The 14,149-nt window shown below is 69.0% G+C and carries 8 protein-coding genes; 3 read left to right on the top strand and 5 right to left on the bottom strand.

Going from position 1 to position 14,149, the window contains the following annotated elements:
* Positions 1–9 precede the first annotated feature (9 nt).
* Positions 10–495 carry an acetyl-CoA carboxylase biotin carboxyl carrier protein gene (gene accB / locus AC0IY1_RS06285; protein WP_471768485.1) on the bottom strand — a complete coding sequence of 162 codons (486 nt, stop codon included), beginning with the start codon at positions 493–495 and terminating at the stop codon, positions 10–12.
* Positions 496–621: 126 nt separating this feature from the next.
* The gene (locus AC0IY1_RS06280) at positions 622–1,440 is read right to left on the bottom strand and encodes a DsbA family protein (protein ID WP_471768484.1); all 819 of its coding nucleotides are present in this window, start codon (positions 1,438–1,440) and stop codon (positions 622–624) included.
* A 164-nt stretch (positions 1,441–1,604) separates the two neighbouring features.
* Here AC0IY1_RS06280 and AC0IY1_RS06275 point away from each other — a divergent pair, with 164 nt between their 5' ends.
* Positions 1,605–2,783 (top strand): pyridoxal phosphate-dependent aminotransferase, encoded by a 1,179-nt coding sequence (locus AC0IY1_RS06275; RefSeq protein WP_471768482.1) that lies wholly within the window; start codon positions 1,605–1,607, stop codon positions 2,781–2,783.
* A 58-nt stretch (positions 2,784–2,841) separates the two neighbouring features.
* Here AC0IY1_RS06275 and AC0IY1_RS06270 read toward each other — a convergent pair whose 3' ends face one another.
* Positions 2,842–5,949 carry an Rne/Rng family ribonuclease gene (locus AC0IY1_RS06270; RefSeq protein ID WP_471768481.1) on the bottom strand — a complete coding sequence of 1,036 codons (3,108 nt, stop codon included), beginning with the start codon at positions 5,947–5,949 and terminating at the stop codon, positions 2,842–2,844.
* A 794-nt stretch (positions 5,950–6,743) separates the two neighbouring features.
* On the opposite strand from AC0IY1_RS06270, the gene AC0IY1_RS06265 reads away from it, so the two are divergent.
* Together AC0IY1_RS06265 and AC0IY1_RS06260 are read left to right on the top strand one after the other, a co-directional pair.
* Positions 6,744–8,027 carry an N-acetylmuramoyl-L-alanine amidase gene (locus AC0IY1_RS06265; protein ID WP_471768480.1) on the top strand — a complete coding sequence of 428 codons (1,284 nt, stop codon included), beginning with the start codon at positions 6,744–6,746 and terminating at the stop codon, positions 8,025–8,027.
* Positions 8,028–8,262: 235 nt separating this feature from the next.
* Positions 8,263–10,695, top strand: a complete 2,433-nt coding sequence (locus AC0IY1_RS06260) for a penicillin-binding protein 1A (RefSeq protein ID WP_055952417.1) — start codon at positions 8,263–8,265, stop codon at positions 10,693–10,695.
* Between the two features lie 72 nt (positions 10,696–10,767).
* Here the strand turns inward: AC0IY1_RS06260 and AC0IY1_RS06255 are convergent, their stop codons facing one another.
* A complete protein-coding gene (locus AC0IY1_RS06255; RefSeq protein ID WP_471768479.1) occupies positions 10,768–11,748 on the bottom strand; it encodes an alginate O-acetyltransferase AlgX-related protein in 981 nt (326 codons plus the stop codon).
* Positions 11,749–11,809: 61 nt separating this feature from the next.
* On the bottom strand, positions 11,810–13,972 hold the full coding sequence (locus AC0IY1_RS06250) for a TonB-dependent receptor family protein (protein WP_471768478.1): 2,163 nt from the start codon (positions 13,970–13,972) through the stop codon (positions 11,810–11,812).
* Positions 13,973–14,149: the final 177 nt, after the last annotated feature.

The following is a 14,149-nucleotide window of genomic DNA, read 5'->3' as shown; positions in this document are numbered from 1 at the left end:
CGGCGCTGCTCACTCGATGACGAGGAGGGGTTCGCCGAACTCGACCGGCTGGCCGTCCTCGACGAAGACGGCGGTGACGGTACCGGCGCGGGGCGCGACGATCTCGTTGAACGTCTTCATCGCCTCGATGAGCAGGAGCTTGTCACCCGCCTCGACCTTCGAGCCGACATCGACGAACAGCTTCGCCTCGGGCGAGGGCCGGCGATACGCGGTGCCCACCATGGGGGAGGGGACCGATCCGGGATGGCCCGCACCGGCCTTGCGGTCGAGGCCGCCCCCGGGACCCGCCAGCGGCATCGGAGCGGCGACGGCAGCGATCGCGGGCGCCGGAGCCAGCGCGGGAGCCGCGACCTGCACCTGAACCGCCTCGATGCGGCGGGCGACGCGAATGCGCAGATCCCCCTTCTCGACCTCGATCTCACTGAGATCGGTCTCGTTGATGAGCTTGGCGAGCTCGCGGACGAGCTCCGGATCGAAGGGGTCGTTCTTGGACATCGGCTCCTTGGGCATCGGCTCGGTCGTCTTCAGGTCAGGCGGTGAGTGCGGTTCGGGTCGCTGGCGGATGCCAAGGCCGGGCGAAGCGCGCCCGGCATCGACGACTCGGTTCGGGACGTCGACGGCTCAGCAGCTGGCGTGGCCGCACTGGCGCACGTCGCTGATGGTCTTGCGGATCGGCTCAAGGCCGACCGCGCCGGGAATGATCTCGTCGCCGATGATGAAGGCGGGCGTGCCCGACAGGCCGAGCTTGTCGCCGAGGCCGACATTCTCGGACAGGGCGGCCTTCACCTCGGGGCCCTGCGCGTCCTTCATCAGCCGGGTGACGTCAAGGCCCATCTCCTTCGCCACGGCCACGGCGCGTTCGCCGTTCACCCGGCCCTTGGATTCCAGGAGTTTGGTGTGGAATTCGAAGATCTTGTCGCTCTTAAGTTGCTGCTTGGCCGCGAGCGCGATCTTGCTGGCCTCCAGGGACTCGGCGCCCAGCACGGGGAAGTCCTTGAGGACGACGCGCAGCTTCGGGTCTCCCTTGATCAGGGCCTGGATGTCGGAGAGTGCCTTGCGGCAATACCCGCAATTGTAGTCGAAGAACTCGACCAGGGTGACATCGCCCGTGGGATTGCCCGCGACGACGCCGTGGGGCGAGTTGACCAGAGCCTCGCGGGATTCCTTCAGGGCCGCCGACTGGGCCAGCTTCTGCGTCTCCTGCTGGCGGCGCTCGCCCTCGGCGATCGCCTCCTGCAGAACCTCGGGGTTCTTCACGAGGTAGTCCTTGATGATCCCCTCGATCGCCTGCCGCTGCGCATCGGTGAAGGCGGCGGCCGGGGCGGGCTGGCTCGGGGTGGTCTGGGCCACCGCCGCGCCGGGAGTACCGGCCAGGATCGAGCCGGCGAAAATCGTGCTGGCCAAAATCGTGGCGGAGAGCAGGGAACGGAAGGGGGGCATACGTCCTCGCGGGGCGGGACCGGTCAGACGTAGGCCGGCCATCGGGGGTCATGTCGTCGATGCGACATGCGGTTAGCGGTCGGGTTAGGCGTTTTCGCGGCGGGCGGTCAATCACCGAATGGCAGGTTTGGTCCTGGCGGGGCGCAGCCGCTATGACGAGGTCGATGAGCCAGCCCCTGATCCTCTCCCCGAACCAGCCCTCCGAACGCGCCGCTCGCGTCGCCCCGTTCCTCGCCATGGACGTGATGTCGGCCGCCGCCGCCCGCGAGGCGCGCGGGGAGGGCGTCGTGCACATGGAGGTCGGCCAGCCCTCGGCGCCGGCCCCGCGCGCGGTGATCGCGGCCGCACAGGCCGCCCTGGCGACCGGCGCGTTGCCCTACACCCAGGCGCTCGGACTGCCGGCCCTGCGCGAGCGCATCGCGCGCCACTATGCCGAGACCTACGGGGTCACGGTCTCCCCGAGCCGGATCGTCGTGACGACCGGCTCTTCGGCCGGTTTCGTCCTCGCCTTCCTCGGCCTGTTCGATGCCGGCGCCCGCGTCGCGGTTCCGCAACCGGGCTACCCGGCCTATCGCAGCCTGCTCAACGCCCTCGACCTCGTCCCGGCGCCCCTGGTGCTGCAGGACGCGGACCGCTTCGCCCCCACCGGCGCCGCCCTGCGGGCGCTGCACGAGCGGGAAGACTTATCCGGCATCCTGGTGATGAGCCCGGCCAACCCTTCCGGCACCGTGATCGAGCCGGCGCGCCTCGCCGACCTCTGTGCCACGGCCCGCGAGCTCAACCTGCGCTTCATCTCCGACGAGATCTATCACGGGCTCGCCTACGGCGTGCCGACCGAGACGGCCCTGCGCTACGACGACGAGGCGATCGTCATCAACTCGTTCTCGAAGACCTGGTGCATGACCGGCTGGCGCATCGGCTGGATGGTGGTGCCGGACTGGCTCGCGCGACCCGTCGAGCGACTGGCACAGAACCTCTACATCTCGGCGCCCTATCTCTCGCAAGTCGCAGCACTGGCGGCCTTCGACGCCGTGGAGGAGGTCGAGGCGGTGCGCGCGGGCTACGCCGCCAACCGAGCGCTGCTCCTCGACGCCTTCCCGGGGCTGGGCCTCGGCCGGACGCATCCGGCCGACGGCGCCTTCTACCTCTACGCCGACGTTGCGAACCTCACCCATGACTCGGTCGCATTCTGCCGCCGCATGCTCGACGAGGCGGGGGTCGCCGCGACGCCGGGTCTCGATTTCGACGGGCAGGACGGCGGCCACCACGTCCGCTTCTCGTTCGCCGGCTCGAACGCCGATTGCGTCGATGCGGTGCGGCGCCTCAAGGCTTGGCTGCGCTGAAACGCGAAACGGGGTGGGCTCGACACCCACCCCGCTCGCATTCATCCGTTGCGGACGATCACTCGCCCGTCAGGGCCGCCTTGGTCCGGGACCACCAGCCGGCCCGCTTGGGACGATCCGGATCGGACGGAGGCGTGAGCACCACCGCCACCGGCTCAGGCACCGGCTTCGGCGCGGGCGCCGGCTCCATCGTCCGAGGGGCTTCGGCCTGCGGCTCCATCGCCACCGGTGCTTCCAGGGCGACCGGCGCAGCAGTCTCAGTTGCCGCGGGCGATACCGCCTCGGACACAGCCGCGGCACTCACCGGCTCCTCGCCGCCGAGGAACGCGGATGGGGCGTCGGCGGCCCCTTCGTCGCCCTCGACCGAAGCGACCGGCCGATCGTCCATGGACGGCTCATCACCGCTCTGGTGGGCAGGGTCCTGATGCTCCGACCCGTGGTGCCCGGCCTCCTGGCCAGCCCCCTCGCCGTCGCGTCCGCGACCGTCGCGGTCACGACCCCGACCGCCGCGGCGACCCCGACGGCGGCGGCGGCCGCTGCCATCCTCGTCGCCGGACGCGGGGATCTCAGCGGATGCCACCGTCTCGTCGCCCTCGGCCTGCGCGGCGATGTCCTCGGACTCCTCGCCGTCGCCCTCGCCGTCCTCGTCGCCCTCCGACGCCGACTCGCCCCCGGTCTGCTCGCCTGCGTCCTGGCGCCCCCCCCGACGACGACGACGACGGCGCCGTCCACCGCGGCCCTCGCCGCCATCGGCGGCCTTCTCACGCGTCTCCTCGGCAGAAGCCCCGGCCTCGGACTCCTCGGTCTCGGCCTCCGCCTCGACGGTCTCCTCCTCGATCTCCGGATCGAAATCCTCCTCGGGCTCCAGGGCCGAGTTGATCGCCACGGCACGCACGCCCGTCACCGGCCCCTCGGCACGGACCGCGGGCTCGCCGCGGTCCAGCTGGAAGGCGGAGGTGGCGGCGAGGCGCTCGTCAGCGGCGATGGTCAGGGAGACGCCGAAGCGGACTTCGAGCTCGCGCAGGTGCGCCCGCTTCTGGTTCAGAATGTAGAGCGCCACCTCCGTGCGGGTGCGCAGGATGAGGTTGTGGGTCGTGCTCTTGAGGAGCGACTCCTCGATCGCCCGCAGGATCTGCAGCGCCACCGACGAGGTCGCGCGCACGTAGCCCGAGCCGCCGCAATGGGTGCAGGGCAGGGACGAGCTCTCCAGCATGCCGGTGCGGATGCGCTGGCGGCTCATCTCCAGGAGGCCGAAGGGCGAGATCCGGCCGACCTGGATGCGGGCGCGGTCGTTCTTGAGGCACTCGTTGAGCTTCTTCTCGACGGCGCGATTGTTGCGCTTCTCCTCCATGTCGATGAAGTCGATCACGACGAGGCCGGCAAGATCGCGCAGGCGCAGCTGGCGGGCGACCTCCTCGGCCGCCTCCAGGTTGGTGCGCAGGGCGGTATCCTCGATGTCATGCTCGCGGGTGGAGCGCCCCGAGTTGACGTCGATGGAGACGAGGGCTTCCGTCGGGTTGATGACGAGGTAGCCGCCCGATTTCAGGGTGACGTGGGTGGAGAACATCGCGTCGAGTTGCTGCTCGACCCCGTAGCGCGCGAAGATCGGCGTCGAGTCCCGGTAGGGCTGCACGACCTTCGACTGGCCCGGCATCAGCATGCGCATGAAGTCGCGGGCCTCGCGGTAGGCCTCATCGCCCGCCACCAGAATGTCGTCGATGTCCTTGTTGTAGAGGTCGCGGATGGCGCGCTTGATGAGCGATCCTTCCTCGTAGACCAGGGCCGGCGCGGAGGAAGACAGCGTCAGCTCGCGCACGCTCTCCCACAGGCGCATCAGATATTCGAAGTCGCGCTTGATCTCGGGCTTGGTGCGCGAGGCGCCGGCCGTGCGCAGGATGACGCCCATGCCTTCCGGCACCTCGAGGTCCTGGGCGACTTCCTTCAGGCGCTTGCGATCGGCAGCCGAGGTGATCTTGCGGGAGATGCCGCCGCCACGGCCGGTGTTCGGCATCAGCACCGAGTAGCGCCCCGCCAGGGACAGGTAGGTGGTCAGCGCCGCGCCCTTGGTACCGCGCTCTTCCTTGACGACCTGCACCAGGATGATCTGGCGGCGCTTGATGACTTCCTGGATCTTGTAATGGCGACGATAGGTGCGCGGGCGCTCCGGGATCTCGGCCAGGGCATCGCCGCCGACCTGAGCGATCTTCTGCGGCCGCTCGCCGTCCTCGCCCTCGCTCTCCTCGTCGTCTTCCTCGTCATCCTCGTCGGAATCGTCGTCGTCCTCTTCGGACTCGTCGTCCGAATCGTCGTCCTCCGAATCCTCGTCGCTTTCGTCCGCATCGTCCTCCTCGGACTCGTCCTCGGACGGGGTCTCGGTGACGGGTGCGTCATCCTCGGAGGCGACAGCTTCGCCCATGGGCGCGGCTTCCAGCGCCAGCTCGGCAGCCGGCTCGACCGGTGCCTCGGCGGTCGCGCCGACAGGACCGGCCTCGTCGGAGGACTGGCCTTCCGGCGCGGACGGCTCGGCGCCCTCGGAGGTCTCGCCGCTCGCCAGGGCGGCCTGCGGCAGATCGGCGGATTCGTCGCTGCCGGGCAGGATCGCCGGCGACGCATTTCCGAGGCCACCCTCGAGCAGCGCGTCGGCGACGCCGATCGCCGGATCGTTGGACGGGGTGGCGTCGAACGAGGTCGCGTCGAAGGAGGTCTCACCGGTGGAGAACGCGGCGTCGTGCGCCTCGCCGGGCGTCGGTGCGCCGACGTCCTCGGACGTCACGGTCTCGGACGTCCGGGCCTTCTTGGCGGAGGTCCCATCGCGACGGCCACGCGAGCGGCGACGGGGCTTGCGCTCCTCGCGCTCCCGGTGCTCCTCGGCCTCGCGGGCCTCGTCCTCGAGCAGGGCCTGACGGTCCGCGAGGGGGATCTGGTAGTAGTCCGGGTGGATCTCGCTGAAGGCGAGGAAGCCGTGGCGGTTGCCGCCGTACTCGATGAAGGCGGCCTGGAGCGAGGGCTCCACGCGGGTCACCTTGGCGAGATAGATATTGCCGCGAAGCTGGCGCCTGTTGGCGGCCTCGAAGTCGAATTCCTCGACTCTAGACCCGTGAACCGTGACGACCCGGGTCTCCTCCGGGTGCATCGCGTCGATGAGCATCTTGTTGTTGTTGGCCATGACGAACTTTCGACATGGCGGTCGACGTCGTTCTCCTCGAACCGCGCGGTCCCGATGGGGCACCGACCGGTCCGGGCGCTATGGCCCAGCGGATCGGTGCCCGTGACGACCCGGGGAAGGGGGTCGCGGAAGCTGTGGGGAAGGGATTGCCGCCAACCGCCGTTGGGCGCCGGATCTCGGCGCGCGTGGGGTTGATCCTGGCCAGGGTCGACGAGAAGGCGCCGCCACGCGAAACGCGCAGGCGTTGAACACGAGCAACGGCAACCGATGCTGTGTGTCCGCTCATTCTCTCCCTGACCTCGCGAAGACTGTATGGGCCCATCCGAGGACAGGCCGCCATGTGCAGAACGGTGCGGCGGCCGAAAAGGCCACCGAATTAACCGACTCCCACCCGGCCTTGCTATGCCGCCATGTCTGACGCGGGGAACCGACTGCGAAGGCGACTCGACGCAATGCCGAACCGCGCCCGCGGGCCGCGGAGCAAACCGCACGGCACCGGGAAGGGGACCGTATCATTACAGAGCGTCGCGACGTTTTGGCAAGGTCCTTAATCTTTGATCGGCCGCCGCGACCTGACATGCCCACACGGGACCTCGGCCCGGGGATCGCCCCGGCGCCAGCCGCGACGGGACCTGTCGCCCGCGGGACACAAGCGGCGGCGAAGTGGAGCGCGGCCTTTGAGGAACGGTTAACCATCCCGTCGGTATCCCGTAGAGGCTGGCGGACGCCGTAGCCCGCTCGCGGACACGCTCCCCCGGGGCGTGACCGTGCTCACGGGGATGATTGCCGGAACGATGCCGAGACGCGCCCGCCTTCTCCGCTCCGTCCTTCTCGCGCTGGCCTGCGCCGGAGCGAGCCCGTTCGTCGGGACCGGCGCACGGGCACAGGACACCGACAAGGCTCATGGCACCGCCTCCCAGGCCGCCGTCGCCATCGCGGCGGACCTCGCGACGAGCAGCGGCACCACGAAGCTGACCCTGACCCTCTCGAAGGCCATCGAGGCGAAGGCTTTCGTGATGGAGCGTCCCGATCGGGCGGTCATCGATCTGGCGGAAGTGAATTTTCAGCTCGGACCGGAAACCGGCCGGAAGCGCGACGGCGTGGTCGCCTCCTTCCGCTACGGGCTCTTCGCCCCGGGACGGTCGCGCATCGTCGTCGACCTCGCCCAGCCGGCGACGGTCGGCCGGATCGAGACCGTGACGCGACCGCGCGACGGCGCCGTGCTGCTCAGCATCGAGTTCCAGCGCAGCGATCGTGAAGGCTTCCGCCGCGCCTCGGTGGCGAGCGATCCGGCACCGGCCCAGCGCAAGGTCGCGACCCTCCCGGAACCGACGGACGCCCGCCCCCTGATCATGGTCGATGCCGGCCACGGCGGCACCGATCCCGGCGCCATCGCGGCCACCGGCGTCTTCGAGAAGGACATCGTGTTCGGCTTCGCCCAGGCCCTGGTGACCCGCCTCGAATCGAGCGGCCGCTATCGGGTGCGGATGACCCGGGATCGTGACGTCTTCGTACCGCTCTCGGAGCGCGTCCGCCTAGCCCGCGAGGCGAAGGCCGACCTCTTCGTCTCGATCCATGCGGACTCGATCTCGTCGGCGCCCCAGGTGCGCGGTGCCACCATCTACACGGGCTCCGAGAAGGCCACCGACGCCGAATCGGCCAAGCTCGCCGAGCGCGAGAACCGCGCGGACGCGGCGGCTGGCACCGAATCGAACGAGGGGCCCGGCCATGTCGCCGACATCCTCCAGGAACTCACCCTGCGCGAGACCCGGACGTTCTCGTCGGGGTTCGCCAAGCGGCTGATGACCCATCTCGGTCCGGTCATGGAGATGAGTGCCAAGCCCCACCGCGAGGCCGGCTTCCAGGTTCTTCGCTCGCCCGACGTTCCCTCGGTGCTGGTGGAACTCGGCTACCTGTCCAGCAAACACGACCTCGACCTGCTGCAATCGGAGGGTTGGCGCGCCGAGGTGACCGGAGGCATGGCCAAGGCGATCGATGCGTTCTTCGGCAGCCGGACGTCGCTGACCCGTCCGCAGCCGCCCCGTCGCTCGGCCGCAATCGCCCCAGTTTCACCATAGAATGCGTGTGAAACCGGGGCTCACAGCGCTCCGGTCACACCGATGCCGATGGTCTCGGCAGGATTGATCGCGGCGCGCTTGAGCGAACGCCGCCGACATCGTGGGCTCGACCGCATTTCACGCGGCGGGACTCTTGCATTTCGGAATGGGACACGGTCCGAAGAGGCTCGCGCCATCATGGCGGGTGCTGTCGCGGCCGGCCGGCGGCGGTGGATCATCGACGGACGGGACCCGGATGCGCTTCATCCTTCGTTTCTTCGGCTTCCTGTTCAGCGTCGGCGCGATGGTCTTCGTGATCGCCGCCGCGGCGGCCGCGTTCTTCTACTGGAAATTCAGCCAGGACCTGCCGGATCACGCCGCGCTCGCCAATTACGAGCCGCCCGTGATGAGCCGCGTCCATGCGGCGGACGGCTCGCTGCTGGCCGAGTACGCCAGCGAGCGGCGGCTCTACCTGCCGATCCAGGCCATGCCGAAGATCGTCGTCGCGGCCTTCCTCTCGGCCGAGGACAAGAACTTCTACAAGCACGGCGGCGTCGATCCCGAGGGTCTGGTGCGCGCCGCGCTGACGAACTTTAAGAGCGGCAAGAAGCAGGGCGCCTCGACCATCACCCAGCAGGTCGCCAAGAACTTCCTCCTGTCCCCGGAGCAGACCTTCGAGCGCAAGGCCAAGGAGGCGCTGATCGCCTTCCGGATCGAGGCCGCCTACTCGAAGGACAAGATCCTCGAACTTTACCTGAACGAGATCTTCCTCGGGACGATCGTGCCGGGGCGCAACCTGCACGGCGTCGCGGCGGCGGCGCTCGATTATTTCGGCAAGTCGGTTCACGAACTGACGATCAACGAGGCGGCCTACCTCGCCGCCCTGCCGAAGGGGCCGAATAACTACCACCCCTATCGTCAGACCCAGAAGGCGCTTGATCGGCGCAACGAGATCATCGGCCTGATGGCCCAGAACGGGTACATCACCAAGGAAGAGGCCGAGGCGGCCCGCAAGATGCCCCTCGGCGTCAATCCGCGCGTCGCGTTCGCGAACGCGGCCAACGCGAACTACTTCACGGAAGAGGTCCGGCGCGAGATCGCCGAGCGCTACGGCGAGAAGAAGCTCTACGAGGGCGGCCTCTCGGTCCGCGCCACCCTGGATCCGAAGATGCAGTCCTGGGCCCGCAAGGCCCTGGTGGACGGCCTGGTTCGCTACGACCAGTCGCACGGCTGGCGCGGCGCGCAGGCCAAGGTTGATCTCGTCGGTCGCGACTGGGGCCTCGCCGTGGCCGAAGTGCCCGGTCTCGGCGACGTCGCGCCGTGGCGGCTCGCCGTGGTGCTGAACACCAATGGCGGCTCCGCCCAGATCGGGCTGCAGCCGCGCCGCGAAGCCTCGGGGCAGGTCTCGAAGGACCGCGAGACCGGGACGATCACGGCCGAGGGCACCCGCTGGACCGGGCGCTCGCCCGCCGCGGCGCTCAATGCCGGCGACGTCGTCTACGTCGAGGCGACGGATACGAGCCGCAACCAGTACCGCCTGCGCCAGCGGCCCGAGGTCTCCGGGGCCATCGTGGCGATGGACCCCTATACCGGTCGCGTGCACGCGATGGTGGGCGGCTTCTCCTATGACGAGAGCCAGTTCAACCGGGCCACCCAGGCGATGCGCCAGCCCGGCTCGTCCTTCAAGCCGATCGTCTACTCGGCAGCCCTGGATAACGGCTACACCCCGTCCTCCATTGTGCAGGATTCGCCGATCACCATCGAGGCGGGCCCCGGACAGGAGGCCTGGACGCCGTCGAACTACGACGGCAAGTCGGGCGGCCCGCACACGCTGCGCTACGGCATCGAGCACTCGAAGAACCTGATGACGGTTCGGCTGGCCAAGGATGTCGGCATGCCGCTGATCGCCGAATATGCCCGCCGCTTCGGTGTCTACGACGATATGCTCCCCGTGCTGCCGATGTCGCTCGGTGCCGGCGAGACCACCGTCATGCGCATGGTCACCGCCTACTCGATGCTCGCCAATGGTGGTCGGCGCATCCGCCCGACCCTCATCGACCGCATCCAGGATCGCGTCGGCGAGACCATCTACAAGCATGACACCCGCAAATGCCTCGGCTGCGACGCGGACAAGTGGTCGGGCCAGGACGAGCCCAAGCTGGTGGACGATTCCGAGCAGGTCCTCGACCCGCTGACCGCCTACCAGATGGTCTCGATCATGGAAGGCGTGGTCCAGCGCGGCACCGCCACCATCCTCAAGCAGGTCGGCAAGCCGCTCGCCGGCAAGACCGGGACGACGAACGACGCGAAGGATGCCTGGTTCGTCGGCTTCTCGCCGGACCTTGCGGTGGGCGTCTATCTCGGCTTCGACAAGCCGCGCTCCCTGGGCGATCGGGCCACCGGCGGCGGTCTCGCAGCCCCCATCGCCCTCGACTTCCTGAAGCAGGCCCTCAAGGACAAGCCGCCGACGCCGTTCCGCGTGCCCCCGGGCATCAAGCTGATCCGCGTCTCGGCCGCCTCGGGCATGCGCGCCGGCTCGGGCGAGGGTGGTGGTACCATCCTCGAAGCCTTCAAGCCCGGCACCGCCCCGCCCGACGCCTATGTCGCCGCCCCGGCACAGTCCTCCGGCGCCCCGGCCGCGGTTCCGCCGGACGCCGATCGTGCCGCCCAGGCCGGCGGGCTCTACTAGGCCCACACACCCTTCGCGAACCGCCATCGATCGACAGCGCGCCCCGGAGACTTCTCCGGGGCGTTCGTCGTTTCAGCCCGCTTTACGCGCCAGGGCGAGATCCGCGAGCTTCTCGATGTTGAAGCCGGTCTGGGGCAGCTCGATCATGAAGCGCTCGGCGATCTCCGAGACCACGAAATCCGGCTTCACCCGCGCGAGGTAGCCCCAGTCGATGCTCGTCGACCACAGGACGTGAACTTCGCGAAAGGTGTCGGCGAGGAGCGGCGTCAGGCTGCCCGTATGCGGGGTCGACGTGTGGTGGCCGTAGGAATCGGCGAACAACACCAGCCGGCGCGGGTCGGCCTCGGACGAGTCGTTTCGGTAGATCACGTGGGCGCCGATATGGGCCGCCTGGCCCCGGCCCTCGGCCTCGAACGCCGTCACGAGGCTGTTGGCATGGATGCGCCGCGCCGCGGTCTCGAACAGGCACGAGTCCACCGTCTCGCTGCGGATCGGATCGAACTTCAGGCCGAGATCGCCGGCATAGGGCGCAGGTGAGCCGATCCGGCGCTGGAGGATATCCTGGCGCGGGGCGAGGCCGAGATGCCGGCAGATCTCACCGTAGGCAAGGAGATACCCGGCGAAGGTCCAGTGGCTGTCGGTCCTGCAATAGAGCGGCACCTCGGCGACGCGGGCCCGGAACGGCCGTACCAGGTCGATCCAGTGGCGCCGGGCCGGCGAGAAACGGAGCCAGCGCTCCAGGCGCAGGACCGGCGCACGCGCGGGATCGAGGGCGAGCGCCTCGCAGGCCTGCGGGTCGATCGTGAGCTTCTCCGGCGCCACCACGTGGGCGTAGCGGGTGCCGAGACCGGCGCAGCGCCGCACCCGCGCCTCCAGGATGCGGCGCCAGCGCCAGAGGGTGGCACGGGGCAGCCCCGGATCGCGATACTGGCACAGCACGGAATTGGTGCCGCCGGTCAGGAAGAGCGTGCCGTCTCGGCCGACATGCACATCCGGGTGCTGCTCCGGTGCCGGCACGCCGGGGGGGCATGCATTGGGGAAACCCTCAGTCATCGCGCGCTTCTAGCGGGCGCGCAGGAAAGGCGCACCCTCATCCGGCGACCCGCTTCCCCGATCAGAACCCGGCGCGGATGCCGCCGAAGATGCTGCGGCCGACGCCCGGATAGAACGCCGCCGCGCCGCCCGCGACGGTCCGGGCGTCGGTGACGACGGAGATGTCCGAGACGTAGCGGGCGTCGGTCAGGTTTCGGGCATCGACGAAGACCGAGACGCCGTTCTGGAAGTCGTACCCAGCCTGGATGTTGAGCAGGGCATAGCCCGGCACCTTCAGGCTGTTGGCATGGTCGGCGAAGGCACCCTGAGGCACCCAATCCACGGAAGGGCTGACATGGAAGCCCTCGCGGTTGCGATAGGTCAGGACGGTGCGCAGCACGTCGCGGGGGATGCCGGCGATCTGATTGTCGCCGAAGATCGGGTCGGCGATGAAGCGGAAGTCGTTGTGGGTCCAGATCTGCGAGACCACGACGTTGTCGCCGGATCCGATCAGGTCGCGGGCCAAGTCGAGGGAGACGGCAGCTTCGACACCTTGGTGGCGAGTTCGGGGTGCGTTGAAGGTCGCGGCCGGGATGTTGAGGCCAGGATTGATCGAGAAGTTGATGAGCTCGTCGCGGATCTCCGAGCGATAGAGGGTCACATCCCAGGAAAGCCGGTCGATCCGGCCGCGGGTTCCCGCCTCGTAGGTCACGGCGCGCTGGGCCCGCAGCGGCACGAAGGTGGTGTTGAAGGTGTTCTGCTGCACGAGGTCGGAGAAATCCGGCACGTCGCGCGAGCCGGTGATGTCGCCGAAAACCTGCAGGTCCGGTAGGGGTTGCCAGAGCAGGCCGACCTTGGGGTTGATGCCCGCATAGGTCTCGTTGGCCGAGGACGGGAACGCATTGGTGCCCGAGAAGCCGCCCTTGTTGCTGTAGGTCCGGTTCGAGGAGAATGCCTTGGCGCCCGCCATCAGCGCGACGTCCGGCAGGAACCAGAACCGGTTCTCGCCATAGGCTTCGTAGTTCGAGGCACTCTGCACCGCGCGCAGCGTCTGGGCGCCGCGCTGGCCGGCGACGTTGACGAACTGGAGCGCCGAGTTCTGGCCGGCGAAGGCGCGCAGGCCGAGGATCAGGTCGTTCCGATAGCCGGCGATGTCGAAGGTCCCGGCCCAGTGCGGGGCGATCCCGTAGGTCCAGCCGTCCTGGTCGATGACCTGGAAGATCGGATGGTAGAGCGATTTGTGAATCGCCCAGGTGTCGATGTCGAGCTTGCCGACATCGAGCAGGAACGAGGTGCGGTTGGCGATCCGCTCGGTCTCGACTTTCCGGGACTGGTTGCCGGAAATCGCCGACGGGTTGGCGAGCGTCGGATTGTTCAGGGCATTGAAGAGGCTGAGCGTACCGGGGAGCTTCTGGTCGGTCAGGTAGATGCCGGCATAGAAGCGGGTCTCGACGCCCGGCGCGAGCTGGTAGCCGAGATTGGCGTTGAAGTTCTGCGTCCGCTGGGTCTCGTGGTCCCGATAGCCGTCGGAATTGGTGATCGTACCGTTGACGAGAAGGTCGACCGGGCCGGAGATCCGCGAGACCTGGAAGTTCTCGCGGATCGTGTTGAAGGCGCCGCCGTCGATGCGCAGGATATTCGGCGCGAAGGCGGTCTGGGCCGTGGGCGTGACGACGTTGATCGCCCCGCCCAGGGTCGTCGCCCCGAACGTCAGGGCGTTGCCGCCCTTATAGACCTCGATCGAGCGCAGCCCCAGGGGATCGACCTGGTAGAAGTCGCCGCTGCCGTCCGCGAGGTTCAGGGGGATGCCGTCCTGAAGCAACTCGAGGCCGCGCAGGTGGAAGCCGCGCGCGATGCCCGAGCCGCGCACCGACAGGCGGAGCTCCTGGCCGTAGCGCTCCTGCACGTAGACGCCGGGCACGTCCTTGAGGGTGTCGCGCAGCGTATTGGCGTAGCGGTCCTGGAAGTCCTTGGCATCGACGAACGCGACGGAGCCGACGGTGGCGTTCACCGCGGCGCGCTGCGCTTCAACGCTCGGCACCGTGAGGGAGCCGGCCGAGGCCCCCTCGATACTGAGTTCGGACAAGGTCGCGGCGGCCGTCTCCTCGGCGGCGGCCGGCGTCGCGCAGACGACGAGGGTCAGGAGCGAGGCGCCCCCCAGGAGAGCGAGGGCGCAGCCCTCGCGCCGCGGTGAAGGGCATGCGGACAGATCGGGGGAGGCAGACACACTTTGGGGAGCGGGCATGGGACAGGCTCCGGACCATGGGCCCGCGCTTCGCCTTTGCGCGAAGGGGCCGGGCATGATCCCGATGGGAGAAGGATGGGGTGGGGTGGGGGACGCCGCGCGGAAGCGTGCGCGGCGGATCAAGCGGGTCGGGACGGTCTGACGACGGACGCGGCTCGGCGTCGGTCCGGTCGCCGT

This window comes from Methylobacterium sp. AC690 (assembly GCF_979256535.1).
The sequence above is the reverse complement of the archived record's forward strand: the minus strand, read 5'-3'. Positions and strand labels throughout refer to the sequence as shown.